The organism is Paenibacillus pasadenensis (assembly GCF_002864175.1).
Lineage (GTDB): Bacteria > Bacillota > Bacilli > Paenibacillales > Paenibacillaceae > Paenibacillus_O > Paenibacillus_O pasadenensis.
Window position 1 is genome coordinate 852,606 of sequence record NZ_NFEZ01000003.1, and the last position, 26,669, is coordinate 879,274.

General features: G+C 65.6%; 28 protein-coding genes. 8 read left to right on the top strand and 20 right to left on the bottom strand.

The window, feature by feature from the left end; all coding sequences use genetic code 11:
* Positions 1–119: 119 nt before the first annotated feature.
* The 13 genes from B8V81_RS07290 to B8V81_RS07350 all read right to left on the bottom strand — a co-directional run bounded on the left by B8V81_RS07290 (position 120) and on the right by B8V81_RS07350 (position 13,335).
* Positions 120–464, bottom strand: a complete 345-nt coding sequence (locus B8V81_RS07290; protein ID WP_028600519.1) for a thioredoxin family protein — start codon at positions 462–464, stop codon at positions 120–122.
* A gap of 26 nt (positions 465–490) precedes the next feature.
* The gene (locus tag B8V81_RS07295) at positions 491–2,053 is read right to left on the bottom strand and encodes a copper amine oxidase N-terminal domain-containing protein (RefSeq protein ID WP_146000461.1); all 1,563 of its coding nucleotides are present in this window, start codon (positions 2,051–2,053) and stop codon (positions 491–493) included.
* Positions 2,054–2,130: 77 nt separating this feature from the next.
* Positions 2,131–3,816: a putative polysaccharide biosynthesis protein gene (locus tag B8V81_RS07300; protein ID WP_043111935.1), complete on the bottom strand. Its 1,686-nt coding sequence runs from the start codon at positions 3,814–3,816 to the stop codon at positions 2,131–2,133.
* A 229-nt stretch (positions 3,817–4,045) separates the two neighbouring features.
* On the bottom strand, positions 4,046–4,774 hold the full coding sequence (locus tag B8V81_RS07305; protein WP_101808048.1) for a ThuA domain-containing protein: 729 nt from the start codon (positions 4,772–4,774) through the stop codon (positions 4,046–4,048).
* A gap of 49 nt (positions 4,775–4,823) precedes the next feature.
* On the bottom strand, positions 4,824–5,312 hold the full coding sequence (locus B8V81_RS07310; protein WP_028600517.1) for a DUF456 domain-containing protein: 489 nt from the start codon (positions 5,310–5,312) through the stop codon (positions 4,824–4,826).
* A gap of 2 nt (positions 5,313–5,314) precedes the next feature.
* The gene (locus B8V81_RS07315; protein ID WP_028600516.1) at positions 5,315–6,067 is read right to left on the bottom strand and encodes a Cof-type HAD-IIB family hydrolase; all 753 of its coding nucleotides are present in this window, start codon (positions 6,065–6,067) and stop codon (positions 5,315–5,317) included.
* Between the two features lie 190 nt (positions 6,068–6,257).
* Positions 6,258–7,313: a glycosyltransferase family 2 protein gene (locus B8V81_RS07320; protein WP_028600515.1), complete on the bottom strand. Its 1,056-nt coding sequence runs from the start codon at positions 7,311–7,313 to the stop codon at positions 6,258–6,260.
* A 165-nt stretch (positions 7,314–7,478) separates the two neighbouring features.
* Entirely contained in the window at positions 7,479–8,363 is an 885-nt protein-coding gene (locus B8V81_RS07325; protein WP_028600514.1) for a metal ABC transporter permease, read from the bottom strand.
* A 1-nt stretch (position 8,364) separates the two neighbouring features.
* Entirely contained in the window at positions 8,365–9,333 is a 969-nt protein-coding gene (locus tag B8V81_RS07330) for a metal ABC transporter permease (RefSeq protein ID WP_028600513.1), read from the bottom strand.
* Positions 9,330–10,271: a metal ABC transporter ATP-binding protein gene (locus tag B8V81_RS07335; RefSeq protein ID WP_101808049.1), complete on the bottom strand. Its 942-nt coding sequence runs from the start codon at positions 10,269–10,271 to the stop codon at positions 9,330–9,332. The genes B8V81_RS07330 and B8V81_RS07335 overlap by 4 nt, the downstream gene beginning before the upstream one ends.
* Positions 10,268–11,236, bottom strand: coding sequence for a metal ABC transporter solute-binding protein, Zn/Mn family (locus tag B8V81_RS07340; protein ID WP_052333610.1), 969 nt, complete (start codon positions 11,234–11,236; stop codon positions 10,268–10,270). The genes B8V81_RS07335 and B8V81_RS07340 overlap by 4 nt, the downstream gene beginning before the upstream one ends.
* A gap of 251 nt (positions 11,237–11,487) precedes the next feature.
* Positions 11,488–12,855 (bottom strand): transglutaminase domain-containing protein, encoded by a 1,368-nt coding sequence (locus B8V81_RS07345; protein ID WP_101808050.1) that lies wholly within the window; start codon positions 12,853–12,855, stop codon positions 11,488–11,490.
* A 51-nt stretch (positions 12,856–12,906) separates the two neighbouring features.
* Positions 12,907–13,335 carry a hypothetical protein gene (locus B8V81_RS07350; RefSeq protein ID WP_028600510.1) on the bottom strand — a complete coding sequence of 143 codons (429 nt, stop codon included), beginning with the start codon at positions 13,333–13,335 and terminating at the stop codon, positions 12,907–12,909.
* Between the two features lie 203 nt (positions 13,336–13,538).
* Between B8V81_RS07350 and B8V81_RS07355 the strand changes: the two genes are divergently transcribed.
* From B8V81_RS07355 to B8V81_RS07360, 3 genes are all read left to right on the top strand, one after another.
* Positions 13,539–14,702 carry an MFS transporter gene (locus B8V81_RS07355; RefSeq protein ID WP_101808051.1) on the top strand — a complete coding sequence of 388 codons (1,164 nt, stop codon included), beginning with the start codon at positions 13,539–13,541 and terminating at the stop codon, positions 14,700–14,702.
* 131 nt (positions 14,703–14,833) lie between these two features.
* Positions 14,834–14,971 (top strand): hypothetical protein, encoded by a 138-nt coding sequence (locus tag B8V81_RS25145; RefSeq protein WP_164820166.1) that lies wholly within the window; start codon positions 14,834–14,836, stop codon positions 14,969–14,971.
* 201 nt (positions 14,972–15,172) lie between these two features.
* Complete coding sequence (locus B8V81_RS07360) at positions 15,173–15,547, top strand: toprim domain-containing protein (protein WP_028600508.1); 375 nt, start codon at positions 15,173–15,175, stop codon at positions 15,545–15,547.
* Positions 15,548–15,653: 106 nt separating this feature from the next.
* On the opposite strand, the gene B8V81_RS07365 is transcribed toward B8V81_RS07360, so the two are convergent.
* The 4 genes from B8V81_RS07365 to cyoE all read right to left on the bottom strand — a co-directional run bounded on the left by B8V81_RS07365 (position 15,654) and on the right by cyoE (position 20,746).
* A complete protein-coding gene (locus tag B8V81_RS07365; RefSeq protein ID WP_101808052.1) occupies positions 15,654–18,023 on the bottom strand; it encodes a bifunctional diguanylate cyclase/phosphodiesterase in 2,370 nt (789 codons plus the stop codon).
* Between the two features lie 90 nt (positions 18,024–18,113).
* A complete protein-coding gene (locus tag B8V81_RS07370) occupies positions 18,114–19,046 on the bottom strand; it encodes an AEC family transporter (RefSeq protein ID WP_028600507.1) in 933 nt (310 codons plus the stop codon).
* Between the two features lie 93 nt (positions 19,047–19,139).
* Positions 19,140–19,775 carry an SCO family protein gene (locus B8V81_RS07375; RefSeq protein WP_028600506.1) on the bottom strand — a complete coding sequence of 212 codons (636 nt, stop codon included), beginning with the start codon at positions 19,773–19,775 and terminating at the stop codon, positions 19,140–19,142.
* Between the two features lie 74 nt (positions 19,776–19,849).
* The gene (cyoE, locus tag B8V81_RS07380) at positions 19,850–20,746 is read right to left on the bottom strand and encodes a heme o synthase (RefSeq protein ID WP_052333607.1); all 897 of its coding nucleotides are present in this window, start codon (positions 20,744–20,746) and stop codon (positions 19,850–19,852) included.
* A gap of 291 nt (positions 20,747–21,037) precedes the next feature.
* On the opposite strand from cyoE, the gene B8V81_RS07385 reads away from it, so the two are divergent.
* A complete protein-coding gene (locus B8V81_RS07385; protein ID WP_101808053.1) occupies positions 21,038–21,460 on the top strand; it encodes a cell wall hydrolase in 423 nt (140 codons plus the stop codon).
* A gap of 52 nt (positions 21,461–21,512) precedes the next feature.
* Positions 21,513–21,956, top strand: coding sequence for a spore coat protein GerQ (gene gerQ / locus B8V81_RS07390; protein WP_043111933.1), 444 nt, complete (start codon positions 21,513–21,515; stop codon positions 21,954–21,956).
* Here the strand turns inward: gerQ and B8V81_RS07395 are convergent.
* The gene (locus tag B8V81_RS07395) at positions 21,953–22,243 is read right to left on the bottom strand and encodes a hypothetical protein (protein ID WP_101808054.1); all 291 of its coding nucleotides are present in this window, start codon (positions 22,241–22,243) and stop codon (positions 21,953–21,955) included. The genes gerQ and B8V81_RS07395 overlap by 4 nt on opposite strands.
* A gap of 180 nt (positions 22,244–22,423) precedes the next feature.
* Between B8V81_RS07395 and B8V81_RS07400 the strand changes: the two genes are divergently transcribed.
* Positions 22,424–23,410 (top strand): metal-dependent hydrolase, encoded by a 987-nt coding sequence (locus B8V81_RS07400; protein ID WP_028600504.1) that lies wholly within the window; start codon positions 22,424–22,426, stop codon positions 23,408–23,410.
* Between the two features lie 145 nt (positions 23,411–23,555).
* Here B8V81_RS07400 and B8V81_RS07405 read toward each other — a convergent pair whose 3' ends face one another.
* A complete protein-coding gene (locus B8V81_RS07405) occupies positions 23,556–23,777 on the bottom strand; it encodes an alpha/beta-type small acid-soluble spore protein (protein ID WP_028600503.1) in 222 nt (73 codons plus the stop codon).
* A gap of 135 nt (positions 23,778–23,912) precedes the next feature.
* Between B8V81_RS07405 and B8V81_RS25150 the strand changes: the two genes are divergently transcribed.
* Positions 23,913–24,080, top strand: coding sequence for a hypothetical protein (locus B8V81_RS25150; RefSeq protein WP_164820167.1), 168 nt, complete (start codon positions 23,913–23,915; stop codon positions 24,078–24,080).
* 140 nt (positions 24,081–24,220) lie between these two features.
* Here the strand turns inward: B8V81_RS25150 and trpS are convergent, their stop codons facing one another.
* Positions 24,221–25,204 carry a tryptophan--tRNA ligase gene (trpS, locus tag B8V81_RS07410; RefSeq protein WP_101808055.1) on the bottom strand — a complete coding sequence of 328 codons (984 nt, stop codon included), beginning with the start codon at positions 25,202–25,204 and terminating at the stop codon, positions 24,221–24,223.
* Between the two features lie 451 nt (positions 25,205–25,655).
* On the opposite strand from trpS, the gene B8V81_RS07415 reads away from it, so the two are divergent.
* The gene (locus B8V81_RS07415; RefSeq protein ID WP_028600501.1) at positions 25,656–26,654 is read left to right on the top strand and encodes a permease; all 999 of its coding nucleotides are present in this window, start codon (positions 25,656–25,658) and stop codon (positions 26,652–26,654) included.
* Positions 26,655–26,669 lie beyond the last annotated feature (15 nt).

Below are 26,669 nucleotides of genomic sequence, written 5' to 3' on the forward strand. Positions count from 1 at the left end.
CCCACGGGAGTGGCTCGGCCCGCGCAGCCGCCTTCCGTCTCCGGTCCGTTCCGGTGACGGAGAACATCAAAGAAGGCCGAAGCCTAGAGCGGCTTCGGCCTCCTCCTATCCGCCGGCGGTCAGCCCGGGAGGGCGTCCGCCACTTCCAGCGCCCGATCCAGAAACTGCTCGATCTCCTCGCGGGACTTGCGCAGCTTGTTCACGAAGCGCACCAGCTCCTTGCCTTCGCGGAAGGCGACGAAGCTCGGGATGCCGAGGATATTCAGCTCGGAGCAGAGCTCCGGCAGGTCGTCCCGGTCGATCTCGACGAACGCGATGCGCCCGGCGTACTTCTGCTCGAGCTCCGGCATGAACGGATCGATGAAATGGCAGTCCGGGCACCAGGTCGTCTTGAATACGGCGACGGTGACGCCGCTATTCGAGACGGTCTGGCGGTACTGCTCTTCGGTCGTCAGCTTCTGCATGGGAATCTTCCTTTCCGGTTGCGGGACTATCCGACTTCGCGGACGATCTCGACGATGTTGGAATAGCTGGCCTTGGTCATGCTCGCGGTCGCTCCGAGCAGCTTGGCGATGTCCCGGGCCGGGACATAAAGCGTGCCGTCGACGACGGTCGGCGGGAAGCTCAGCTGCGTCTTGGCGGCGCCGGAATAAACGGTCTTGCTGCCTTTGGCGAGCCAGATCGTCTGGCCGCGGGCTTCATCCTGGAGCGCCCATTTGCTGCGGCCGCTGTCGTAGGTCAGCGACGCGCCCATGCTGTCCGCGAGCGAGCGCAGCGGCACGAGCGTCTGTCCGGACGGCACCGAGATGTAGCTGTCGTAGCCGTACGCGTAGAATTGCGCCGACTGGCGGCCCAGCCGCAGCTCCTGCTTGAGCAGCTTATACGCGTCGGAGCCGCGGTCGAAGTCCCGGAGGAAGCGGGAAGCTCCGGCTGTCCCGGACCAGCGCTCCGGACTCCAGCTCACGGCATCCGCTTGCGGCTTGTCGGCGGCGACGGCTCCGTTCACGTTCCACAGCTCCGTCTGGATCCGCAGCGAGACCGACGACACCGGGATGTCCTCGGACGCCGCGGCTCCGGGAGCCCAGGTCAGCGCCGCATCCAGGCTGCGGATGTCGAGGCCGGCATCCAGCAGCAGCTTGACGTTCAGCGAGCTGCCGTCGGTGAACATCTCCTCGAGCTCGCCCGCGTCGCGGGCTTCCTGCATCGAGTCGGATGCTTCCTGGAGCATCTCCGCGAGCGCTTCCCGGCCTTCCTCCACGAATGCCGGCTTGTCCGCGTCGGACAGCGGCTCTCCGTCCTCATTGGCCGCTCCGGCCTCCGGATGGTCCTGCAGCACCTCGAACAGGCCGTCCAGCATCGCAGCGAGCCCCTCGGAGTCGGACAGCAGCGCCTTGACATAAGCATGCGCCCAATCGAACAGCTCCATTCCCTTCCAGCCGGCGTCTACTTGCCACAGCGCCGAGCCGCCGCCGTAGACGCTCTGCGCGACCGGCTGCACATTCAAGCGGCTCGCGTTCGGCAGGTTGTGGATCCAGTACGCGCCGGCGCGGTCGACCAGATCGCGGACGAGCGCGCCGGTCTGCTCCGGCGTCGCCTCGGAGCCGCCGACGATATCCGTCAGCGAGGCGCCCGAGCCGAGCTCGAGCAAGGACGCCTCGTCGAGCGCCAGCGAGATCGGCCGCTTCAAGCCGTCGATGCGCAGAATCGCGGACGTCTCGTCCTGCTGCAGCGAGAAGCCGATCTCCTTGCCGCCGACGAGCAGCGCGCCGCTCGCGGAGCTGCGGGATCCGCTCTCGACCTTGGCGGAGTCGATGCGCAGGCGCAGGTCGCGCAGCAGCTCCAGCTGCTGACGCTCGCGCTTGTCCAATCCCTCGAACGCTTCGGGCTCGAAGGCGACGGCCAGCGCGACCGTGCTGCGGCTTTCTTGAGTCTGGGCCTTCATCGACTGCAAGATCGCCGTGTTGAGGTCCAGTCCGGCGATCGACTGGCAGCCGGCCGCCGTGACAGCCAGCAGGCAAAGCAGGATCAAGCTTAATCGGAATTTACGGTTCAAAAGACCCACGATCCTCTCTCGTCTCTATCAAATCCCGTCTATTCTACCATGACAGGAAACGAATGGGAAAGAGAGGCTCACAAGCCTGCCGAGGCCTGTCCCTCGCGCCGTCCGAGCCGCCGCACGAGCGGCAGCAGCAGCTTGCGCAGCGGGCCGGGGAAGCTTTTGGCGTCGGCCTCGCGGATGACGCCGAGCGCGATCAGCAGGAAAAGATAGAAGAAGCCGCAGACGAGGCTCGTGGCGATCGCGCCCGCGAGGAAGACGAGCTTGGCGTGCAGCGCCGTGCCGAGCATGCCGCGCACGGTCATGTCCGTGCCGAAGCCGGCCGCCGCGGTGATGAGCACCGCCGCCAGATAAGGCGTCCAGCGCTTGCCGAGCACCTGCAGCCGCACCTTCTGGCGGATCGCCAGCAGGTTGAGCGAGGTGATGACCATGAAGCAGAGCATCGAGGCGAGCACGAAGCCGTACCCTCCCAGCAGCGGACCGAGCAGCAGGCTGCCGACGATCTTGACGGCGTAGCCGATCAGCGTGCTGATCATCGCCGGCCGCGGCGTGCCGAGTCCGAACAGGATCGAGTTGGACGTCATCATCGTAATCTGGAAAATCGTGCCGACCGTGAGCGCCGCGACCATGCCGCTGGCGGCCGGGTCGACGAACAGCAGCCCGTTGACGCTATGCGCGGCCACGGTGAGCAGCAGCGCCGCCGGCACGCCGGTGAACACGACGATGCGCATGACGAGCGACGCCTGGCGCTGCACCTCGTCCAGCCGGCCGACGGAGTTGGCCGCCGACAGCACCGGCAGGATCGACTGGCTGAGCGCGATCGCCAAAATCGGCGGGATGCCGGCGATCGACTGGCCGTTGTAGATGAGGTAGTTCCGCACCTGCTCCGCGGCCGCCTCGCTGGCGAAAAAGCCGTCCGTCCAGCGGATGAAGAACGACGCGTCGACGAGATAGATGAACTGCACCGTCATCGCGGTCACGACGACCGGAATCGACATCGCGAACATTTCCTTGTAGATGGCCTTCAGCCGCATCGGCGGCGCCGAGCGGCGCCCCGTCTCGGCGGCGGAGGCCGCCGCGGCCTCCGCGCCTGCCGCCAGCCGCTCCTCTAGATCGGAGCGCTTCAGCTTGCGGGCGTAGTACAGCATGACGAGGAACGCGCCGATGCTGCCGAACACGCTGCCGAACGTCGCCGCCGCGGACACCCAGGTGTCGCCCCAGCCGAGGTTGAAGACGGCGACCGCGAGCGCGACGCCGAGCAGCACGCGCGCGATCTGCTCGACGATCTGCGAGATGCCGCCCGCGCTCATCATCTGGCGGCCCTGGAAATAGCCGCGCATCATCGCGATGACGGGGAACAGGATGAGCGCAGGCGCGATGGCGCGCACCGATGCCGCCGCGCCCGGAGATTTGGCGATATGCTCCGCATACCAGGGAGCGAGCGCCCACAGAGCCACGGCGAGCGTCACGCCAGTGACGACGCCGAACAGCAGCCCCGCCCGGTAGATGCGCTGGGCTTCGTCCGGACGGCCGATCGCATAGCGCTCCGACACCATCTTGCTGATGGCGCTCGGAATGCCTGCCGTCGCGATGACGAGGAGATACAGGTAGACGTTGTTGGCGATGCCGAGATAGCCCGAGCCGCCGCCGGTGAACAAGTAATCGAGCGGAACCTTTTGGAACACGCCCAGCACGCGGGCGATCAGAGCCGCGGCAGCCAGAATGAGCGTGCCGCGAATGAGAGAGTCCTTTTTGACCATAGGAGGGTCCATCCTTCTTCCTGTGCAGATCTGGCGTCGATCTGAGAATGACGAGTGCAAGAGGCCGTCAGGCCGGCTTCTGACAGTGTATCACAAAAGGCGGGCTTGCCCCAGCCGTTCGGACGCATCGCCGCGGAATGGAAAAAAGCCGAATCCGGGCCGCGCGAAGGCGGCCGGATTCGGCTCGGATGCCTGCTGCGCTTTTGCTTTAGACGCAGCAGATAAGGATTTAGTTTTTGGCGCTGATCGGCTCGAGAGCCGGCTCGCTATGTCCGCGCACCGGGGTCGCGGCGTTGGACGGAGCGGCCCAGCGGACGGAGTTTCCGATGACCTTGAGCACGTTGGCGTCATAGTACGTCGGATGCGTCTCATGGCCGGGACGGAAGTAGAAGATCTTGCCTTGGCCGCGATGGAACGTGCAGCCGCTGCGGAAGACGTTGCCGCCCTCGAACCAGCTGACGAATACGAGCTCGTCCGGCGCCGGGATGTCGAAATGCTCGCCGTACATCTCTTCCTGCTCCAGCACGAACTGCTCCGGCAGGCCGGAAGCGATCGGATGCGCCGGGTTGACGACCCAGATGCGCTCGCGCTCGCCGGCTTCGCGCCATTTCAGGTCGCAGCCGGTGCCCATCAGCTTCTTGAAGATTTTGGAGAAGTGGCCGGAGTGCAGCACGATCAGGCCCATCCCCTCCATGACGCGCTTGTGCACGCGCTCGACGATCGCGTCGTCGACGCGGTCATGCGCCATATGGCCCCACCAGACGAGCACGTCGGTGTCGGCCAGCACGCTCTTGCTGAGGCCGTGCTCCGGCTCCTGCAGCGTCGCGGTGCGGATTTGCAGCTCGGCGTCCGCCAGCCCTTTGGCCAGCGTGTTGTGGATGCCGTCCGGATACACCTTGCGCACCTCTTCGTGTTCCTGCTCGTGAACGAATTCGTTCCAGATCGTAAGCTTGATCATGGGAATGGATCTCCTTTTCGACTTTCAGATTGGATGATTGAATGGATGGTTAATTCAGCAGCCAGATGACGAACAGCACGATCATGGCGAGCTGCAGCGCGATCTTGACGAGCGTGCTCGACAGCAGGCCGACGACCGCGCCGAAGCCGACCTTGAGCGACTTGTCGAAGCTTGAGCCGGCGATCAGCTCGCCGATGACCGCTCCGGCCAGCGGACCGATCAGGAGGCCGAAGCCGGGAATGACGAACGGTCCGGCGATGATGCCGATCGTGCTGCCGATGACGGAAGCGCGGGAGCCTCCGAATTTTTTGACGCCCCAGGCGTTGACCGCATAATCGGCCAGGAACAGCGCCGCGACGATGATCGTCTGCAGCGTCCAGAATACCCAGCCGAACGGCTCGAAGCCGATGAAGAAGCCGTAGACGAAAAAGGCGGCGTAAATCGCCAGCGCGCCCGGCAGGATCGGATAGACCGCTCCCGCCATGCCGACCGCGAACAGGGCGATGACGAGCACCCAGCCGACGATGTCGAGCGCCATCGTCATCCCCGCCCTTTCAGCACGAGCTCTCGGATCGCATAGGCGACGCCATGCTCGTTGTTGCCGAGCGTGACCGCGTCGGCCGCTTCCTTGACCTCGTCCTGGGCGTTGCCCATCGCGATGCCGAGGCCGCATTCGCGGATGGCGGCGATGTCGTTGAGGCTGTCGCCGATGGCGACCGCTTCCTCCATCGCGATGCCGAGCAGGCCGCACAGCTCGCGCAGCGCCGACGCCTTGTTCACTCCGAGCGGATTGAGCTCGAGGTTCCACGGCGAGGAGTTGGTGATTTCCAGCGAGCCCCAGCTCTCGATTTCCTGACGGATCGACTCGCGGATCGCGTCATTCTCCGTATGATACCCGAACTTCATCCAGTGAAGACGGTCAAAGCCGTCCGCCGGCTCGATCCACTTCTCCTTGTTGAACACGCCTTCGACGGCATAGCCCCAGAACCAAGGCTCCGCGTGGCGGACGGCCAGCTCGTGCAGGCGGCGGATCTCCTGCGCTCCCATGAGCGTCCGGCGGTGCAGCACATGCGGCCGGCTCCAGATCTCGCTGCCGTTGACCGTGATGAGCGGCGTCTCGAGTCCGAGCTGCTCGGCGAACGGAATCGCTCCCTGAAAGCCCCTGCCAGTCGAGAAGCAGACCGTGATTCCGGCTTCCATGGCGCGTCCGATCCACTCCGCGTTCTCCTCGCTGATCGTCTGCGTGTCCGTCAAAGTCGTTCCGTCCATGTCCAGGGCAAGCAGCTTGTACATTGTGCGAAGTTCCTCCCTGCCAGATGGTTTCCCCTGCCATTCTATCACAGCGGGCGGGCAAACGCTCGGCGAAGAGGGTCAACCGTTTGAACGTGCCGGCCTCTTCATTATAGGACGTACGGCCCGGCCATTCTCCATCCGATCTTGGCGAATCCTCGTTCGATTTTGGCATGTCCGCTCCCGCGGCCGCTTACCATAGATCCAGCGCGCGCCGCAGCATCCGGCTGCCGCCGCTTCTTCCCGTCAGCAGGCGCGCCGCCAGCAGCAGCGCATAGAGATGCGGCTTGGCCGCGAGCGAGCGGCGGCAGTAAGCCAGCGCTTTCGCCCGGTCGCGCTTGGCCAGATAGGCCATCGTGAAGTATTTGCCGGCAATGCCGTAGTCGATGCCTCTCAGGCAGCGCCTTCTCGCCGACTCGCCGATCGCGTCCGAGCGCTCCACCTGCAGCCGCAGCTGGCGGCGGACGGCGACGGAGCGTTCGCCGAGCGCCTCGAAGCGGCTCAGCAGCTCGGCATCGAGCGCATCGGGATCGATGCGGCGGCGGTCGCAGAAGAAGTAGAGGCTGTCGTCCGACTCGTAATAGACCGAATGCGGCTCGGGCTGCAGCGCGATGCGGAAGCGGTCGAAGAAGCGCATGAGGAAGGTCGTGTCCTCGCCCAGATGATGCTCTTCTCCGATCAGCCCGACCTGGTCCAGCAGCTCGCGCCGCAGCACCATCGTGTTCAGCTGGAAGAAATTGCGGGGCATCCGCAGAAACTGCTCGAACAGCCCCTTTCCGAACACGATCGCCGTCCCGTCGCGGTCGAACCGCTCGCCCATCTCCCGCAGCAGCCGCTGCTCCGTCTCCCCGTCGAAGGTATTCGTCTCGATGTCACCGTGCCGCTCGAGCCAAAGGGCAAAGGCGACCTCCGCCCCCGTCCGCCGGAGCGTGTCCAGGCTCGCCTCCAGATGGCGCGGCAGCCAGCGGTCGTCGGAATCCAGAAACGCCACATAGTCCCCCCGAGCCTCCAGCAGGCCGCAGTTTCTCGCTCCTCCCGGTCCTTTGGCCCGCTCGCTGCGGACATAGCGGATGCGCGGATCGAGCCGGGCCAGCTCCTCGACGACGCCCTTCGTGCCGTCCGTGCTGCGGTCGTCCGCGACGATCAGCTCCCAGTGCTGGAAGCTCTGCTCCCGGATCGACCCGATTGCCCGGGAAATGACATGGGCGCGGTTATAGGCGGGCATGACGATGCTGACGGTTGGCTGCATGAGTTCTCCCCTATCCCTCATTTTTAGGGAAGATTTTCGCGTTTTTTCGCGTTTTTCCTTCTTTCGTCAAAAGAACGCCGGAGCCTCCGCGAGGAAGTCCGGCGTTCGGTTGAAATGGATTCCGCCATCCGCCGCCACATGCCTGATCGGCGACGGCGCCTTCCGTCATGCCGCGCGGCGGCTCAGGCGGGAGCGCCGCAGCTTGGCGGACAGCAGGCCGTGCTTCGGCGAGAGCAGGAACGACGCGGCGAACAGCGCGGCCGCGGCGACGACGATGCAGCCGGCGATGGAGGCGTCGAGCCGCACGGCCAGCGCATAGCCGAGCACCGTCGAGGCGACGCCGATAAGCGCGCTCAGGCCGATCATGACGCCGAGCCGGTCCGTCAGCAGATAAGCCGCAGACGGCGGGATGACGAGCAGGCCGACGACGAGAATCGCGCCGACGCTTTCGAACGAGCTGACCGTGGCGACGGAGACGAGTCCCATTAGCAGGTAATGGAACAGCGCCGCCGGGATGCCGACAGCCGCAGCGAGCATCGGGTCGAAGGCGCATAGCTTGAACTGCTTGTAGAACGTGCCGATGACGGCCAGCACGAGCAGCAGCGTGCCGCCGAGCAGCCAGACCGAGCGCGGGCCGAGATCGACGCCGCCGATCTGCAGCGTGTTCCAGGCGGCGTAGGCGATCTCGCCGTACAGCACGCAGTCGAGATCGAGGTCGACCTGGCGCGCGTTCAGGCTGACGAGCACGACCCCGATCGCAAACAGCGCCGTGAACACGACGCCGATGGAGGCGTCGCTCTGGATGCCGCGCTGATTGAACCATTGGATCAGGAACACGCACAGCAGCCCCATGATCGCGGCCGCGACGAGCATCAGGATCGAGCCGCGCGAGCCGCTGACCATGTAGGCGATGACGATGCCGGGCAGCACCGAGTGGCTGATGGCGTCGCCGATCAGCGCCATCCGGCGCAGGATGAGGAAGCAGCCGAGAATGGCGCAGCTGACGGCGGCGAGCGAGCCGGTCAGCAAAATCCAGAAGTCCATGCTCATGTCAGCCGGCCTCCTTTGCCGATGTCGAGGATGATGCCGACGCGGACGAGGCTGCCTCGGCCGCATGCAGCAGCAGCCGGCGGCGGGCCTCGCGGCGCGTCAGACGGGCCGTCAGCAGCCCTCGCTTCGTGCCGAACACGACCGAGACGAGGAACAGCGCCGCCGCGGCCAGCACGCTGACCGGACCTGTCGGCAGCTGGCTCACCTGGGAGCTGATCCACGCGCCGAGCAGGCCGCTCACCATGCCGAACAGGCCGGAGAGCGCGAGCATGCGGCCGAGCCGCTCTGTCCAGAAGCGGGCGGAGACGGCCGGGGTGATGAGCAGCGCGGCGACGAGCACGACGCCGACCGCTTGGATGCCCGCCACGACCGCCGTGACGAACAGCGCCTGCAGGATGAAGTCCAGCACCGACACCGGGAAGCCCGCTCCCTTGGCGAACGCCGGGTCGAACGAGAGCAGCTTGAATTCCTTGAACAGCAGCGTGCATGCCGCCGCGAGCACGACGCTCACGCCGGCCATGAGCTGCACGTCCGAGCCGATCATCGAGGCCGCCTGGCCGAACAGGAACTTGTCGAGCCCGCTCTGGCTGCCGTCGCCGCTATGCTGGATCATCGTCAGCAGCACGATGCCGACGCCGAAAAACGAAGACAGCACGATGCCCATCGCCGCGTCCGGCTTGATCCGCGAGCGGGCCGTAATGATCCGGATGGCGAGCGTGCCGACGATGCCGGCGGCGACGGCGCCGAGCATGAACAGCGGCAGCGACTTCGTGCCGCTCAGCAGGAAGGCGACGCAGATGCCCGGCAGCGCCGTATGCGCGATCGTGTCGCCCATGAGGCTCTGGCGGCGCAAGTAGGCGAAGCAGCCGATCATGCCGCTGCTCAGGCCGAGCAGCATGCAGCCGAGCGCGATCCAGCGCAGGTTCGGATCGCTGGCGAGCGCGGAAAAGGAATTCCAGAGGCCGTTCATGCCTCTGCCCCCTTCGCCGATGCGGAGGCGGCTTCGGCCGCGCGGAGCGGTCCCGCTGCCGCAGCCGCTCCGAGCTCGGAAGCGGGCGGGGATGCCGCCGGAGACGAGGCTGCCGCAGCGGCTGCGAACGCCATCCGCCCGCCGTACGTCCGCTGCAGGTTTTCCTGCGTGAACGTCTCGGCCGTCGGGCCGAACGCCTGCAGCGAGACGTTGAGCAGCAGCACGCTGTCGAAGTAGTCCGGCACGGTCGCCAGGTCGTGATGCACGACGATGACCGTCTTGCCCTCCGAGCGGAGGCGGCGCAGCAGCTCGACGATCGCCTTCTCCGTGGCGGCGTCGACGCCGGCGAACGGCTCATCCATGAAATACAGGTCCGCCTCCTGCGCCAGCGCCCGCGCCAGGAAGATCCGCTGCTGCTGGCCGCCGGACAGCTGGCTGATCTGCCGCTCGGCGAACGCCTCCATGCCGACTCCTCTCAGGCATTCCATGGCGATCGCCTTCTCCTTGCGGCCCGGCCGCCGGAACCAGCCGAGCCGGCCGTAGCGGCCCATCATAACGACGTCGAGCGCATGCGTCGGGAAGTCCCAGTCGACCGACTCGCGCTGCGGCACGTAGCCGATGCGTCCCCGCACCTCGGCGACCGGCCGTCCGAACGCCCGCACGCTGCCGCCGAGCGAAGGGTTCAGGCCGAGGATCGTCTTGATGAGCGTCGACTTGCCGGCTCCGTTCGGGCCGACGATCGCGATCAGCTCGCCCTGCGGCGCCTCGAAGCTCACCTCCCGCAGCACGGCCTGGCTGCGGTAGGCGGAGCTCAGGCCGCTCACCTCCAGCACCGGCGGCGCGCCCTCTTGCCGCCGGGCCGGCCGCGCGCCTGCTCCTTGGCCTTGCTCGGACGGCGAGGCTTCGAGCCCGATTTCATTCCGTTCGCTGCTGCTCATGATGCGCTCTCTCCTTTCAATGCGTCCGCGATCGTATCGACGTTGTGCCGGAACATGCCGACATACGTTCCCTCCGGCGTGCCCGCCTCGCCCATCGCGTCGGAGAACAGCTCTCCGCCGATGACGACCTTATGGCCGAGGCGTCCTGCTCCCTCGATGACCGATTCGATCGACTTGCGCGGGATGCTCGACTCCACGAATACGGCCGGGATGCCGCGCTCGACGAGGAAATCGCGCAAGGCGGCGACGTCCTTGGAGCCGTATTCGGAGGCGGTGCTCATCCCTTGCAACCCAGTCACCTCCAGGCCGTAGGCGCGGCCGAAGTATCCGAAGGCGTCATGGGCGGTGACCAGCACGCGCTGCTGCTCCGGGATGGACCCGATCCGCTCCAGCGCGTAGGCATGCAGCTCCTCGAGCTCCGAGAGGTAGGCGTCCGCACGCTCGCGATAGCCCGCCTCATGCTCCGGGTCCTGCTCGATCAGCGTGTCGCGGATCTTTTCCACGGCATGCTTCCACAGGCTGGCGTCGAACCAGACATGCGGATCGGGCGAGCCCGAGCCCGGCTCGCTCTCGAGCACCTGGTCCTCGGGAATGCCGTCCGTGACGGCGACGACGGGCCGGGAGCGGCCCAGCTTCTCCAGCACCTCCGTCATCTTGCCCTCCAGATGCAGCCCGCCGTAAAGCACGACGTCCGCTTCGTCGAGCTTCACCATGTCGCCGTGCGAAGCTTTGTACAGATGGGGATCGACGCCCGGTCCCATCAGCGCCGTCACGCTCACCCGCTCTCCTCCGACTTCCTTGGCCGCGTCCGCGATCATCCCGGTCGTGGCGGTCACGGCCAGCGCGGCCGCTGCGCCTCCTTCCTCCTTGCCTCCCGCTTCGCCGGCTTGGCCGCAAGCCTGGACGGCCAGCATCGTTCCGAGCAGGACCATGCTGCCGATCAGCCTCTGCATGCTTCGTTGCATCGCTAGCGTCTCCCCTCTCTTTTTCCTTTTCCTCTTCCGCTCCTTGCCTATCCCGAGGACATGTTGGCCGAGCGACTATATGTTCATCCTACACAATTTTGTTTCTCTTGTGCAACATATTTTTGTCGGACTAACATTTCCGGGTCGCGTCGAACGCAAAAAACGCCGCCCCGGCGCGCTCCCGAAATCGGGAACGAGCGGAGACGGCGCGCCTTGCGGCCGTGCTGCGCAACCGGCTTGACCGGCTGCGTTCATGCTTTTGCGACATGCGTCTTTTCGAAATCCGGCGAGTCGAACCAGTCGCCCGTCCGCGCCCACGTCGCATCGAGCGGTATCCAGCCGCCGTCCTCGTCCGTCAGCCGGACCGCGTTCCAGGCATGCGAGCCGAAGCCGCCGCGGCCGTCGGCGCCCATGCCCGTCACGACCTTGACCTCCAGTCCGACCGAACGCGCCATCACGGCGTACAGCCGGGCCGTGTCGATGCAGACGCCCTTGCGGGTGCGGAACGTATCCTCCGGATTCTGCTCCTTCCAGACGCCGCGCTCGACATAGCCGTCGGCCTTGTCCCAATCGTAGGCGATGCGGCTGCCGAGCCAGTCATAGAGCCGCCGCGCCTTGTCGCGGTCGCCGTCCGCGCCGGCCGTAATCCGGAGCGCCGCCGCGGCGATCTCGTCGGGAATGTCGGCGTCGATCAGCTCGTAGCGGCGCTGCATGACCTGCTGCAGCTCGCTGCCGACCGCCTCGGTAATGACCGGACCGCCGCCCTTCAGCAGATCGCCGGCAAGCGGCTGCAGCAGGCGGTCCGCCGCCTGCCGGTAGACGGGCGAGCTCTCGATGCCTGCCGCCAGCGGCGCCGCCGGGAACAGCGAGACGTACAGGAACAGCCCCGCCAGCAGCACGAGCGAGCGGCCGATGCCATGCAGCCCGCCGAGCAGCGCGCCTGCCGCGCGGCTGGCCAGCCCTCCTCCCGGAGAGCGGCGCGACGGGCGCGGACTGCGGAAGGAACCGCCGCGGCGCGGTCCGTCCTCCTCCGCATGCCGCTCCTCCGGATCGTACCCGTACGTCCCATCCGGCTCGTCATGAGCGCTCCAGCGATCCTGCCCGTATCCGCCGTCCCGCCCGCGACGCCGATGCTCGGCGTACGGCTCGCCGCGATGATGCCGCTCCGGTCCGAGCTCATCCTCGTCGTCGCTGCGCGGCGGACGGGCCAGCGCCTCGTAGCCCTTCCAGGCCAGCGGCGTAAACGCGGACAGCAGCAGCCGCAGCGCCGCATACGCGAGCAGGAACAGCACGCCGAGCCGCAGCAGCGGCAGATCGCGCACGCTCGTCAGGAACGTGTACCAGATCTGCTCGAACGAGCCGAGGCCGCGCTCCGGCACGGCCACCCGGCTCCGCAGCCAGTCGGCCGCGGGAGCGGACAGCAGCTGCGCGAGCCTGGCCGCGCCGAGCAGCGACAGGACGAGCAGTACCCCGTCCCAGACGAATGAGAACAGCCGCCGCGAGGAGCGCCCCGCTCCTCGGCGGAAGCCCTGCAGCAGCGACACGACAATCAGCAGCAGCACGGCCAGAGCGACCGGCTCCAGCCCGAGCAGCGAGCGCAGCCATGCCGGCTCCTCCATCGACTTCTCCTCCCTTCCGGCGGCGCTAGCCGCATCCGCAGCGGCTTCCTTCTAGCCGCCGCGCTTCGCGCCGTCGATCAGGGCGCGGATCGTGCCGTCGATGCTCCAGCTGCCGAGCGGCGCGCCTTTGAACGAGACGTCGACCTTGTCCTCGCCCTTCGAGCCCGTCAGCTCGAGATTGCGGGTGGTCACCGTGAACGTGCCGTCACCGTTGTCCTTGTAGACGGCCTCCGCCGCCTCGCCGGCCATCGCCGTCACCGCCTGGTCGCGCACCTTGTCCCCCAGATCGCGCAGATCCTGCAGGTTGTAGCCGCTGTACAGCACGAGCCCGATCACGATGACCGCCGCCAGCGCCCACTTGGCGACCGTCTTGACGATGCCGACGACGAGCAGCAGCACGACAAGCCCCGCCGCCAGCACGAGCCAGTTTTCTTCGAAGAACGTTTTCCATGTATCCAGATCGAGTCCGGAAAGATCCATCGTTCAAGCCCCCTGTGTGAGGCGCGCGGATTGTCGGCGCCTTTCTTCTATCCCCAGTCCCCATTATACCCGCCTCCCTTCGGAGCGTAAACGCGGCCCCGGTCCAGGCCCGTCATATCCGGGCGCCGCAGGGCGTACAAGTAGTAGAGCCTGACCGCATGCCCCGCCGGGGCAAATGAACGCCGCAAAGGAGGTTGTTCGCCGTGAAGACAGCCGTCTGGCTGTACCTGTTTCTTTTCGTGGCGTTTTTCGACCTGCACGCCCAGTATCCGATCCTCACGCCGTTCGCCGTCTCGCTCGGCGCGGCGCCGTCCTTCATCGGCCTGATGATGGGGCTGTACTCGCTCACGCATCTGCCCGGCAACCTGATCGCCGGCTACGGCATCGACCGCTTCGGCAGCCGCTTGTTCATCTCGCTGAGCCTGCTCGGCGCAGGCGTCATCCTGCTGCTGCAGGCGCAGGTGACCAATCCGTGGCAGCTGCTCGCGCTGCGCTCGGTGAGCGGCTTCGTGCTCGCCTTCCTCTCGCCGGCCTGCAGCGCGCTGCTCGCGCGCATGGCCACGTCGGCGCTGCAGCAGGGCCGGCTCATGTCCGGCAGCGGGCTCGTGCACACGCTCGCGTCCGTCGTCTCGCCGGCGGCCGGCGCCTTCCTCGTCGCCCGCATCGGCTTCGCCAGCGCGTTTTACCTGCTCGGATGGGTGCTGATCGCCACCGCCGTCTGCTCCATCCTGTTCGTGCGCGATCCGAAGACCGCCCCGGCCGAGGCGGCCGCGCCCGCCATCGAGCCCCCCTCGGCGGCGGCCGGCGGGACCGCCCGCATCCCGTGGCTGCTCTATGCGCTGCCTGTAGCGGTCAGCTGCTCGCAGGGCATCCTTTCCTTCGAGCTGCCGCTGCTGTCCGCCACGACCGAAGGCATGATGCGCACCGGCATCCTGTTCTCCGTCGTCAGCCTCGGCGGACTCGTCACGCTCAGCATGCTGTTCCTGAACCGCGTCTCGGCCTTCTCGCGCACGCTGCTCGGCGCGCTTCTGCTCGCGGCCGCCTATTACGGCATCGCCGCCGAGGCTCCGCTGCCGCTCGTCTACCTGCTGTTCGTCGTCGGCATGGCCAAGGGCGTCATCTTCCCCGCCCTCTCGACGCTGCTCATCGAGCTCAGTCCGAGCAACCGCTACGGGCGCACGTTCTCGATGCTGTCGATCTCCTTTTCGGTCGGCGCCTTCCTCGGTCCGATGATCGCCGGCCATGTGCGCCACCTCGTGTCGCCTTATTTCATCTCGTTCCTCGTGCTCATGACGGCGGCGGCGATTTTGCCGTTCTACGGCGGCTTCCGGCGCCGCTCCGCCTCCCCGACCGCCCAATTGCGCTGAACCTGGGTGAATGCACAGGGCGCGTGCCAGGGAGGGACATATACTGCATCATGTCTGCCGGAGAGCACGCCGAAGCGTCGGCGCTTCCCTCCGAACGACCCCAACATGCAAGCAAAGGGGTGACAAATCAGATGTCTTATGTCGAAGGTGTTGCAGGTGCAGGCGCTTGCGGTCCTGTAGGCGGAGTCGGCGGCGCGTGGGGTTCCACGGGCGCGATCCTCGTCCTGTTCATTCTGCTCGTAATCATCATCAGCAGCTTCTGCTACTAATCCGGAGCCCCCGCTCTCATAAAAACCCCTTGAAGGCCCGCCTCGGCGGGCCTTCCTTTTGAAAGGAGGAGGGACAAGCGCGTTGCCGGCCCGGCCCGCCTGCTTGTAGCGGATCCCCAAGAAGGGTATCGTAAGAAGACAGAGACGGCGCGGGAGCGGACAAGCCGCCCCCGCGCCGGGCGAAAAGGAGCGTGGCGGCGAATGAGGAGCGTCATCATCGTCGAAGGAAAGAACGACCGCAGCCGGCTGCGGCGCGTGCTGCGCGAGGAAGTCGGCATCCTGTGCACCTACGGCACACCGGGCACGGCGCAGCTGGAGCTGCTGCGCAAGCAGGCCGGCGACGCCCAGGTGTTCATCTTCACCGACAACGACGCGTCCGGCAAGCGCATCCGCGGCATGCTGCGCGACCAGTTCCCGGACGCCGAGCATATCTACACGCGGCGCGGCTACCCCGGCGTAGAGAAGACGCCGCCGGAATATTTGCTGGAGCAGCTCCAGAAAGCCGGCTTCGAGGAGGAGCTGATCTTCCCGGAGCAGCCGGAGGGCGTCCGCTGGAGCAAAGAAGACGGCCTGTAGCGCATGGATGCGCCGCAGGCCGTCTTCTTTTTCTTTCTCGCGAGGCGAAGTCCGTGCAAACTTGGCACGGCGGGCGCGGGCGGGAGGCCGGCGAGCCGCCTCAGCCTCAGGCCCGCTCCGGGCCTTTTTGGCGCGAGCCGTAAGGACGGTGGCGGACGCGCCGCAGCACCTCTCCGGTCTGCTCCGCCGGCTGCGGCCGGAAGAACAGATAGCCCTGGAGCTCGTCGCAGTCATGCTCCAGCAGATAGCTCAGCTGCAGCTCCGACTCGACGCCTTCGGCGACGACGGACAGCTTCAGCCTCCTGGCGATGAGCAGCATCGCATGGATGATCGCCTCGTCCCGCTCGTCGACGCCGATGCCGCTGACGAAGCTGCGGTCGATCTTGATCCGCCCGACCGGCAGCCGCTTCAGGTAGCTGAGCGAGGAATGCTGCGTGCCGAAGTCGTCGATCGACAGCAGGATGCCCATGTCGCGCAGCTGCTCCAGCGTGGCGAGATTCTCGTTGCGCATCGCCATGTTCTCCGTGATCTCGAGCTCCAGGCAGCTCGGGTCGAGCCCCGTCTCCTCCAGCACGCCGCGCACCGTGCCGACCAGATCCGGAGCCGCGAACTGGCGCGCCGACAGATTGACCGCGATCCGCAGCCCCGCCGCGCCGGCGTCCTGCCAGGCCTTGTTCTGGGCGCAGGCCTCGCGCAGCGCCCATGCGCCGATCTCGACGATGAGGCCGGTCTCCTCCGCGAGCGGGATGAAGGTCTGCGGCGACACCTGGCCGAGGCGCGGATGGTTCCAGCGCAGCAGCGCCTCCAGCCCGGTCAGCCGGCCGGAGGCCGCCTCGATCTGCGGCTGGTAGTACAGCTCGAACTCTCCCCGCTCCAGCGCGCGGCGCAGGCCGTTGCGCAGCTCCATCAGCTCCGCGGCTCCGGCCTCCTCGGTGCCGTCGAACCATTTGTAATGGTTCTTGCCTTCGTCCTTGGCCCGGTACATCGCCAGATCGGCGTGCTTCGTCAGCTCCTCCGCGTCCGCCCCATGCTCGGGATAGAGGGCGATGCCGATGCTCGTCGTCAGGAAATACTCCGCTCCGCGCAGCTGGAACGGCATCCGGAAGCGGCCGATGATCGCATCGGCCAGCGCCTCCGCCTCGGCCATGCCGGAGACATCCGGCAGCACGACTGTGAACTCGTCGCCTCCGAGCCGGAAGCAGGCCGGGCCGTCTCCCGGCATCCGCTCCAGCCCCCGCTCCTGCCGGTCGGTCAGCCTCAGCGAAGCCTCGCGCAGCAGGTGGTCGCCGAGCTGATGCCCGAACGTGTCGTTGACGAGCTTGAACTGATCCAGGTCGAGGTAGAGGAGCGCCACGCTCCTCCCCGGCGTCTCCCCCGCTCTGGCGATCGTCTGCTCGAGATGCAGGTTGAAGCAGGAGCGGTTGAACAGCCCCGTCAGCGGATCGCGGTAGGCGAGGAAATGCAGCTCCCGCTCCTTGCTCGCCAGCATGCGGTTCTGGGCGCGCAGCTCCTCTTCGATCGCGATCAGCTCCTCGTTGGAAGCCTCGATCTCCTCGTTCGCCTCCTGCAGCTCGCGCGTGCGCATATCGACCTTGGCCTCCAGCTTGTAGCGGCCCGTCAGCTGCATGTACAGCAAGTACAGCACGAGCATCATGACGACGACGCTGCCGATGCGGGCCAGCCACAGCTTCAGCTCGATCTGTCCCAGAACTTCTTTCTTGAGCGCCCCGGCGAGCTCCCATGTCCCGTCCGGCACGTCCACGAGCTCCCTGAGGCGACTGTCCCCGAACAAGCCGGAGTCGCCAAGCAGCACGCTGCCGTTCACCCGCAGCGCGATGTCGAACTGCTCGTCCACGAACTCGTCCGAAATGCCCTTGAGCAGGTCCTCCATGTCCAGCACGACCGAGGCGAAGCCCCAGAACTGGTCGTCCAGATAGACCGACTGTCGGGTAATGAGACCGCTTCCGCCTTGGATCAGGTCAAGCGGCCCGACCAGCGTGACCGTCCTCAGCCCTTTCGCCCGCTCCGCGTTGGCTTTGACCGCCGGACGCTTGTCCTTGAACAAGTCGTTCCCGAGCAGCAGCTCGTTGCCCTTTTGCGGATAGACGTACCAGGCTACTCCGTTCGGGTAGAGGGACAGATTGCGCACATCCGGCAGCGCCGGCACGAAATGCGAGGAAAACTGGTTGAACCTGCCGTAATCGACATGGCCGTTGTAGCGCAGCTCCGTTTCGACGAAGGCGACCAGGCTCTCCGTCAGCAGCACCCGGCGCTCGACGCCGAGCCTCAGCTCGTTGGCCTTGAACGCCATCTGCCGGGAAGCGTCGCGGTAAGCCTCGTCGACGAGCTGCTGGCGGTAGAGCGCGGTGCTCCACAGCACCATGGACGAAAGCAGGATGAACAGCAAGCCGAGCAGCCCCCACAAGGTCAGGCGTTCGCGTCGGGACGGCATGTAGCGGCGGATGGATTCTCTCACGCGGCGGACTCCCTCCGGGCCTGGCCCCACGGGCAGGCCGAATCGTCTTGATGCAACTCTTCCCTTTATCGGCACTGGGGGGAAGCGCGATTAGAGGTCCAGCAGCGCGATGACGCCCGTCACCGTCGCGATGCTCGCGACCGTCGACAGCAGCACCGCCTGCGAGGAGAATTCCGGCTCGTTGTCGAATTCGACCGCCAGCAGCACGCTGCTGAGCGAGGTCGGCACGGCGGAGCTGACGATCAGCGCCTTGGCGGCGAGGCCGTCGATGCCGAGCAGCCAGACGGTCAGCGCGGCGAGCGCCGGTCCGGCGGCAAGGCGCAGCCCGAGCGACAGGCCGAGATCGAGCCCGCGGCCCGCCTTGGGCGCGGCGCCCCGCTTCATGCTCCCGAGCTGCACGCCGAGCGTCAGCAGCGCGGTGCCGATGAACGCGTCGGCCACATAGTCGAGCGGAGTCTGCAGGTAGACCGGCATCGGCGTCTGCGTCCAGTTGAGCAGGAAGGCAAGCGGAATGACGTAGATGACCGGCTGCGACAGAATCTGGCGGCGGATGCCGGCCCAGCTGCTCTTATGCGCGTTGACGCTGTAGATGCCGTACGTATTGGGCAGCAGCGACTGCATCATCATGATGAGCACCTGGATCGACAGCGTGAACGGATTCGCCGCGAAGGCGAGCTGGTTGAGCGGAATGCCGTAGTTGGCGCTGTTGTAGAAGAGCACGCTGTTGCGCATCGCCGCCCGCATCCCGCCCTCGTAGCCGCGCAGGCGGACAACCAGCTCGACGAAGGCGTATTGGAGCGCCATGAACACGGCGAAAAACAGCAGCACCTGCCCGATCAGCGAGACCGGAATGTCCGTCGAGTACAGCAGCTTGAAGATGACGGCCGGAGAGAACAGGTAGAAGTTCAGCTTGGACAGCGTGCGGATGTCGAGCGTGAAGATGCGCTGCAGGGACACCCCGATCAGGATCATGACGCAGAGCGGAATGATGTTGTGCAGCAGGATCGAGCCGAGCAGAGCCATGGGCGCGCCTTCCTTTCTTTGCGGGACGGCAAAAGGCCGGCGCTCGCGGCGCGGCCCGGGATAGGACGCGGCGCTGCGAGCGGCCAGCCTGGTCTAGGTGAGAGCTTCGACCGCCTCGACGAGGGAGGCGGCGATTTCGTCCGGCGTCTTCTTGAGATCGTTGCCGCCGATGATGTACTTGCGGATGCTGCCCTTCTTGTCGACGACGAAAATGGCGTCGGTATGGGAATAATTGCGTGACTCGTCCTTGACGACCATGAGGCCGAAGTCCTTGGCGAGCTGCTCCGAGGCGGCCGCGTCGTCCTGGCGCAGGAACCGCCATCCGGCCGGATCGGCATGGAACTTGGCCGCGAACGAGCGGATCGCCTCCGGCGTGTCGCGCTCAGGGTCGAACGTGATCGACTGCAGCTCGGCTTTGGTGCCGAACAGCCCTTTTTCCTTGAGCTGGTCCTGCACCTTGGACAGGATGAACGTCGTCGCGGGGCAGACGTCCGGGCAGCTCGCCCAATAGAAGTAGACGAGGCGGACCTTGCCGTCTGATTCGGCGGATGAGAAGGCCTTGCCGCCGTCCAGCTCGCTCTGCAGCGTGTACGCCGGGGCCGGCGTGTCCATCGGGAAGCTGACCGAGCTGCGGTTGTCCTGCAGATAGGTGACGAGCAGATAGGCGCCCATCAGCGCGCACAGCGCGAAGAGGGCGATCTTGAAGGCGTGCCTGCGGATGAAGGTCAACGTGGTTCTCTCCTTATGGCCCCCATGGCCTTATGTAGGCGGAGCCGCTGCGGGCTCCGGCGGCGCGAGGCCGATCAGGAGAATAGGCTCGTCCAGATCGACAGGCCGGCTTGGCGCGACGTGTCCGCGATCATGAGCAGGAACACGATCAGCAGATAATTGACCGAAATGAGGAAGTTGACCTTCGCCCATTTTTCCGTCTTCTCCTCGGTGGAGGCGTAGACGCCGGTGAACGTATGCACGAACCAGACGACGGTGAGAATGCCCGAGATCCACAGGAACCACGGTCCGACATAATCGTACGCATACATCAGAATGACGGTCGGGATGAGCAGCAGCACATACGGAATCATCTGCAGCTTGGTGCGGCGGATGCCTTTGACGACAGGCAGCAGCGGATAGCCGGCGGCGCGGTACTCCTCCACCCTGCGGATGGCGAGCGACCAGAAATGGGCGGGCTGCCAGAGGAACAGCAGCGCGAACAGGATCCAGGCTCCGGCGTCGATCTCGCCGGTGACGGCGGCATAGCCGATGACCGGCGGCATCGCGCCGGACACGCCGCCGATCGAGGTGCTCCACGTCGAGCTGCGCTTGAGCCAGATCGTGTAGACGACGATATAGACGAACCAGCCGAGCAGGCCGAGCCAGCCGGTCAGCGGATCGAGCGCGAACAGCAGCGCCAGTCCCGCCGCGCCGAGCACGACGCCGTATGTGATGACGAAGCGGGGAGAGACCCGGCCCGTCGGCAGCGCGCGGTTGCGGGTGCGTTCCATGCGCGTGTCGAGCTCGCGGTCCCAGTAATTGTTGATGACGCAGGCCGAAGCCATCGTCAAGCAAGTTCCGGCCAGCATCCAGACGAGCAGCAGCCAGTCGACCTGCCATTTGGACGCCACCCAGAAGCCGCCGAACGCGGCAAAAGCATTCATCCGGACGATGCCCGGCTTGGTAAGAGCGATCAGGTCTTTCAGCACATTCGTGCGCCTCCTGTTTTTGGAGCGGCAAAAGCGCAACGGGGCGCTAAGGGCTTCAGTAGTCAACGGTACTTATGATACCGAAAATCAAACACGGTGACAACGGAGCGCCGAAGTTGTTCAAGATTTCGACATGCCGGAGCGTCAACAATCCGACTTTTTTTGCAGCTGCAGGATTGTCCGCAGGAACACACCGCGGCGGCCCGCATAGATTAGAGATGTGGTCAGGAGCCCAGGCGGAGGGCATCCGGCTCAAGGCCAGACTCCCGCAGGAGGAGCGTGATCAGAAAGATGGCCGTCATCAAGACGAACGCCGAGAATACGAGGCTGCTAGCCCGGCTGATGAGGGCGGAGGCGGAAGGCGAAGGCGAGCTCGGCATGCTCATGGTCGGCAACGTCAGCGTCAACCGCGTCCTCGGCAACTGCCTCGACTTCCGCAACATCCGGTCGATTCCCGATATGGTGTATCAAAGTCCGGGCGGATACGAGGCCGTGCAAAAAAGCTATTTCTATCAGAAGGCGCGCGACAAGGAGATCCGGCTCGCCGAGCGGGTCATCGCCGGCGAGCGCCAGCATCCGGCGAGCAACGCGCTGTGGTTCTTCCGGCCGTCGGGCAGCTGCCCCGGCACCTGGTACAATCAGGCCAATACGGGCCGCTTCAAGGCGCATTGCTTCTTCGCGCCGACCGCCGAGGACTGTCCGAACGTCTACTGAAGCAAGCTGCAGGACCAAGCAACGACAACCACTAGAGAGCGGGGAAACAACCATGTCGAATGTTTACGATTACCGTATGTACGCCCACGGCGGCTATCCCGGCATGCCGATGCAATCGCCTTACGGAGGCAACTTCGTCGCCATGCCGCCGGCCGTGCCGAGCGGCGCCGTCGTCACGCCTCAGGGCGGAACGGTGCAGATGCTGCCGGCGACCGAGGAATCCTACGTCGAGAACATCCTGCGCCTGAACCGCGGCAAGATGGCTACGTTCTACATGACGTACGAGAACAACAAAGAGTGGAACGCCAAAATTTTCCGCGGCATCGTCGAGGCGGCCGGACGCGACCATATCATCATCAGCGATCCGTCCACCGGCATGCGCTACCTGCTGCTCACGCTGAACCTGGACTATGTCACGTTCGACGGTCCGATCGCGTACGAGTACAGCTTCCAGGGGCAGACCATCACGAACCAGACTCCGGCCGCCCAGCGCTAGAGCGGCGCCGGGCGGAACGTCCACGCATGGATGCGGCCCGCCCCGCCTGCCGTCCAGCCTCCGATCGCCGACCAAGGAGAGCGTCCGTCCAGACGCTCTTCTTGGCATGCCTTGGCCGCCGCCTCCGAGGCCGCAGGCCAGATCTCCACGAACAGTCCCGGCTGCTCGGAGCCTTCATAGAGCCGGACGTCCGGCCAGCGCTCGCGCAGCTCCCGGAGCCGCTCCAGGTACTCGTGCCGGTGCCGCTCCTCGATCTTGTACTCCACCATCAGCGCATATCCGTCCATCTTTGTCCTCCTGTCCGCACCCGGGCGGCGCAACGCCCGAGGTCGATCGCCTCATCCTACCATTGACCGGCCTGCCGGACAAGCGCGGCTCGTCCCGGCCGGCTCGCCTCAAGCCGGATAATCCGCCTTCTCCCGGGGGAGCCTAGAGAGAAGTCCAACATCGAAAGGGGACATCCACCGATGGATACGGGCACTCATCTCGTATTCGGTCTCGGACTCGCCGGACTCGCCACCGTCGATCCCATCGTCGCCGCCAGCCCGGCGATGTTCGGCGCCGTCCTCGCAGGCACGATTGTCGGCTCCCAGGCGCCGGATCTGGACGGCCTGCTAAGGTTGAAAAGCAACGCGCTTTATATCCGCAACCACCGCGGAGCCTCGCATTCGCTGCCGGCCGTGCTCGGCTGGACGCTTCTCATCACCGCCGCGATCGGGCTCGCCTGGCGCGGAAACGTCTCGTGGACGCATCTCGCCTTCTGGGTGCTGCTCGCCGTCTCGGTGCATGTTTTCAGCGACTGCTTCAATACGTACGGCACGCAGGCGGCCCGTCCGATCTCGTCCAAATGGATCTCCTGGAACATCATCCATATTTTCGATCCGTTCCTGTTCGCCGCCCATGCCGCCGCCCTGCTGCTGTGGGCGCTCGGAGCGGCCGCCCCGCAGGTCGTCTTCCCGGTCCTCTACGCGTTCGTCGTGCTTTATTACGTCTGGAGAACGCTCGTCCATCGGCGCACCGCAAGCTCGCTGCCCGGACTCGACCCCGAAGCGGCCGAGGGCGAGCGCTACATCCTCATCCCGACGCTGAAGCCCGCCAGCTGGAACGTCGTGAAGCAGCTCAAGGACGGCGCCTTCCGCATCGGAGACCTGCGCGGCGGCAAGCTTTCGTGGACGGGCACCGCCCGCTGCGAGGAGCATGAGGCGATCGACCAGTCGAAGTTCGACGCCTCCGTCCGCTCCTTCCTTTATTTCACCTCGTTCGCCTGCTCGGAAATGACCGAGCATGCCTGGGGGTACGAGGTGCGCTGGTTCGACGTCCGCTATCGGCATCGCAAGCAATATCCGTTCGTCGCCGTCGTCGTCATGGACCGCGACTACAAGACGCTCGGCTCTTACGTCGGCTGGCTGAGCGACGAGCGGCTGCAGAAGAGGCTGCGGATGAATACGTATTGAACGTCCTGCCGGTTGACCGAGAGCGCCCCCATCCTGCACAATAGATGGGGGCTTTCGTGCGCCGCGCAGCATTTTTCCCGTGCGCCTGGCCCGGCAAAAGCAGAAAAAAAGCCCAAGGTTTCCCTTGGACCTTTTCTTGTATGGCTTAGCGTTGAGTTCCGGACAGCTGCTGCTCGGCGATTTGCACCAGTTTCTTGGTGATGTAGCCGCCCAGCGATCCAGCGTCGCGCGTAGCTACGTTTCCGTAGTAGCCGTCAGCCGGGATTTGAACACCCAGGGATTGTGCCGCTTCGAATTTCAGTTGCTCAAGGGCTTGTTTTGCGCCTGGTACGACCAGTCTGTTGCTGCCGCTGTTGTTGCTTGCCATTGTGAATTGCTCCTTTCGAAGTTCGCACTGTGTTGTGTGTGTTGCAAGCTTGCAAGCTTATTATGTTCCGATTGCTTCGTTCTATTCTCACTATCGCGTTTTTTTCTCCACTTTATATTCGGGAGGCCGTTCCCCATGTCCAAGCCCCTTGCTCTCGTCTACGCCCTGCTGTCCGTAGCGCTCATGACCGCCACCGCGATCTCCATCAGCTACAGCGGCCGCGCCGCCATCGCGCTCGGACTGGCCACGTTCCTGTTCATCGGAGCCGGCTTCGTGCTCAAGTCGCGCCTCAAGAAGCGCTGAGCGGCCGGCTGCAGGCAAAACGAAAAGAAGCGTCCGCCCGCAAGGGCAGACGCTTCTTTTTTTTGCGCGCATGGCTCATGCGGCTTGCCTGAGCCCGCGGAAGGCGACCCGCCAGCCTCGCGCCTCGGCCTGCGGCCGGATCAGGCTTTAAGGAAGCCCATGCGCTCCTTGACGCCGGCGACGACGCGGTCGGCGACGACGGACGCCTTCTCCGCGCCTTGCTTCAGCACTTCCTCCAGCATGCCGGAGCTGCGGATCTCGCGATAGCGCTGCTGCAGCGGCTCCAGCACGTCGACGATGCGCTCGGCCAGCTCCTTCTTGAACGGACCGTAGCCCTGGCCTTCGAATCTCGCCTCGACCTCCGGCAGCGAGAGGCCCGACATGAGCGAGTAGATGCCCATCAGATTGCTCACTTCGGGCTTCGATTCGCGGTCGAACCGGATCTCGCGGCCCGAATCGGTCGTCGCGCGGCTGATCTTCTTGCGGATGACATCCGGCTCGTCGAGCAGAGCGATGAAGCTGCCCGGATTCGGGTTGCTCTTGCTCATCTTTTTGGAAACGTCGTCGAGCGACATGATGCGGGCGCCGATCTCCGGAATGTACGGCTCCGGAATCGTGAAATAGTCGCCGTAGCGGCTGTTGAAGCGGCCTGCGAGATCGCGCGTCAGCTCCAGATGCTGCTTCTGGTCGTCGCCGACCGGCACGAGATCCGCATTGTAAACGAGGATGTCGGCCGCCATGAGCGAAGGATAGACGAACAGCCCGGCTCCGACCGACTCCTTGCCCGCCGACTTGTCCTTGAACTGCGTCATCCGCTCCAGCTCGCCCATCGACGTCAGCGTCGTCAGCAGCCATCCGAGCTCCGCATGCGCCCGCACATGGGACTGCATATAGATGGCCGCATGCTGCGGGTCGATGCCCGCCGCCAGATAGAGGGCGGCGATCGACTGCGACTGCTCGCGCAGCGCGGCAGGCTCCTGAGGAACGGTGATCGCATGCAGGTCGACGACCATGAAGTAGCATTCATGCGTCTCCTGCAGGCGGACGAAGTTCTGGAGAGCTCCGATGTAGTTGCCGAGCGTCAGCTGGCCGCTCGGCTGGATGCCGGAAAGCACTTTTTTCATCTTGCTTCACGCCTTCTCTTGGAATTTTTGAACGCAAAAAAGGCCTCTCCTCCGCAAGGGACGAGAGACCGTGGTGCCACCCTAATTCGCCGGCGCCCGCTTCGGGGCTGCATCGGCCTTTGGATCCGCTAACGGGGATCAAGCGGGGACAAGCCCGGCTCCAGAGTCCATTCCGCGCGGTCCGTTCCGCCGGCTTCTCAGCATCCGCCGGCTCTCTGGGAAACGTCCTTGGCTGCGCGTACTCCATTCTGTCGTTGCCTTTAGAACGATTATAGTCCCGCTCTGCGAAAAGTCAAGGCGAGCACGCCAAACTGGGCGATGCGGCCAGAAAGCGGAAGTTCCCGTTCTGTCCTCGGCGGAGCGCGCATAGGCATGGAGGAGGAACGTCCAGCCTGTCCGCCCTTTCTCGGCGCAGGACAGGACAAGCCGGACCGGAAAGGAGCTCCTTTCGATGACCCGACGCTTGCTGCCGCTGCTCGCCGCCGTTTCGACGATCGGCGCGGGTGCAATCCTGCTGCTGATCGCGCGGCGCGACATGGGGCTGGACGCGGCTGCCGCCTCCCGCTTCGGCTCCGTCTTCATCGGGATCCTGCTCGAAGCGCTGCCCTACCTGCTGCTCGGCGTCGCCATCTCCGCCGTCGTGCAGATCTATCTGTCGGAGCGGCTGCTGCGCCGCCTCCTTCCCCGCCATCCGCTGCTCGCGGTGACGGCGGCCGGACTGCTCGGCATCGTCTTTCCGCTCTGCGAATGCGGCATGATCCCGGCCGTGCGGCGCCTCATCCGCAAAGGCATGCCCGCCTACGCGGGCATCGCCTACATCCTCGCCGGACCGGTCGTCAACCCCGTCGTCTTCTCGTCCACCTGGGCCGCGTTTGGCGGCACGCCGCAGATGGCCATCGCGCGGACCGGGCTCGCCTTCGCCGTCGCCTTCGCGATCGGAGCCATCCTGTGGAAGACGCTCAAAAGCGATCCGCTGAAGGCCGATCTCGCCTCGCTCTACGCTTCGCTGCCGCAGGAGGAGCCGCCGGCGCGCCCCTTCGGAGGCCGGCTGCAGTCGGCCGCGCTCCATGCGACGGACGAGTTTTTCGACATGGGCAAATATCTCATCCTCGGCGCCGCGCTGGCCACGCTGTTCCAGACAGCCGTCAGCCGCTCCTTCCTCGAGGAGCTCGGCGGCAACCAGCTGCTGTCGCATCTGTTCCTGATGGGCGTCGCCTTCCTGCTCTCGCTCTGCTCGACGTCGGACGCGTTCGTCGCCGCCTCCTTCGGCGGCAGCTTCGAGAACGGCGCGCTGCTCGCCTTCCTCGTCTTCGGACCGATGATCGATCTCAAGAGCCTGCTGCTCCTGCTCGCTTCGTTCCGCGCCCGCACGGTTCTGCTCGTCGCCAGCCTGGCCGCCGTCTTCACGCTGACCGGCTCCTGGCTGCTCGAAGCCGTCTATCTTCCTTGACAAGGAGGCGCTCCG

Coding starts and splice junctions, on each gene's coding strand:
- B8V81_RS07300 (WP_043111935.1), bottom strand. CDS start 3,816: ATGGTCAAAAAGGACTCTCTCATTCGCGGCACGCTCATTCTGGCTGCC.
- B8V81_RS07385 (WP_101808053.1), top strand. CDS start 21,038: ATGGCCGTCATCAAGACGAACGCCGAGAATACGAGGCTGCTAGCCCGG.
- B8V81_RS25150 (WP_164820167.1), top strand. CDS start 23,913: ATGTCCAAGCCCCTTGCTCTCGTCTACGCCCTGCTGTCCGTAGCGCTC.
- B8V81_RS07305 (WP_101808048.1), bottom strand. CDS start 4,774: ATGATCAAGCTTACGATCTGGAACGAATTCGTTCACGAGCAGGAACAC.
- B8V81_RS07325 (WP_028600514.1), bottom strand. CDS start 8,363: ATGAGCATGGACTTCTGGATTTTGCTGACCGGCTCGCTCGCCGCCGTC.
- B8V81_RS07360 (WP_028600508.1), top strand. CDS start 15,173: ATGAGGAGCGTCATCATCGTCGAAGGAAAGAACGACCGCAGCCGGCTG.
- B8V81_RS07370 (WP_028600507.1), bottom strand. CDS start 19,046: ATGGCTCTGCTCGGCTCGATCCTGCTGCACAACATCATTCCGCTCTGC.
- B8V81_RS07330 (WP_028600513.1), bottom strand. CDS start 9,333: ATGAACGGCCTCTGGAATTCCTTTTCCGCGCTCGCCAGCGATCCGAAC.
- B8V81_RS07415 (WP_028600501.1), top strand. CDS start 25,656: ATGACCCGACGCTTGCTGCCGCTGCTCGCCGCCGTTTCGACGATCGGC.
- B8V81_RS07405 (WP_028600503.1), bottom strand. CDS start 23,777: ATGGCAAGCAACAACAGCGGCAGCAACAGACTGGTCGTACCAGGCGCA.
- B8V81_RS07395 (WP_101808054.1), bottom strand. CDS start 22,243: ATGGACGGATATGCGCTGATGGTGGAGTACAAGATCGAGGAGCGGCAC.
- B8V81_RS07310 (WP_028600517.1), bottom strand. CDS start 5,312: ATGGCGCTCGACATCGTCGGCTGGGTGCTCGTCATCGCCCTGTTCGCG.
- trpS (WP_101808055.1), bottom strand. CDS start 25,204: ATGAAAAAAGTGCTTTCCGGCATCCAGCCGAGCGGCCAGCTGACGCTC.
- B8V81_RS07290 (WP_028600519.1), bottom strand. CDS start 464: ATGCAGAAGCTGACGACCGAAGAGCAGTACCGCCAGACCGTCTCGAAT.
- B8V81_RS07350 (WP_028600510.1), bottom strand. CDS start 13,335: ATGGATCTTTCCGGACTCGATCTGGATACATGGAAAACGTTCTTCGAA.
- gerQ (WP_043111933.1), top strand. CDS start 21,513: ATGTCGAATGTTTACGATTACCGTATGTACGCCCACGGCGGCTATCCC.
- B8V81_RS07345 (WP_101808050.1), bottom strand. CDS start 12,855: ATGGAGGAGCCGGCATGGCTGCGCTCGCTGCTCGGGCTGGAGCCGGTC.
- B8V81_RS25145 (WP_164820166.1), top strand. CDS start 14,834: ATGTCTTATGTCGAAGGTGTTGCAGGTGCAGGCGCTTGCGGTCCTGTA.
- B8V81_RS07340 (WP_052333610.1), bottom strand. CDS start 11,236: ATGCAACGAAGCATGCAGAGGCTGATCGGCAGCATGGTCCTGCTCGGA.
- B8V81_RS07335 (WP_101808049.1), bottom strand. CDS start 10,271: ATGAGCAGCAGCGAACGGAATGAAATCGGGCTCGAAGCCTCGCCGTCC.
- B8V81_RS07400 (WP_028600504.1), top strand. CDS start 22,424: ATGGATACGGGCACTCATCTCGTATTCGGTCTCGGACTCGCCGGACTC.
- B8V81_RS07315 (WP_028600516.1), bottom strand. CDS start 6,067: ATGTACAAGCTGCTTGCCCTGGACATGGACGGAACGACTTTGACGGAC.
- B8V81_RS07320 (WP_028600515.1), bottom strand. CDS start 7,313: ATGCAGCCAACCGTCAGCATCGTCATGCCCGCCTATAACCGCGCCCAT.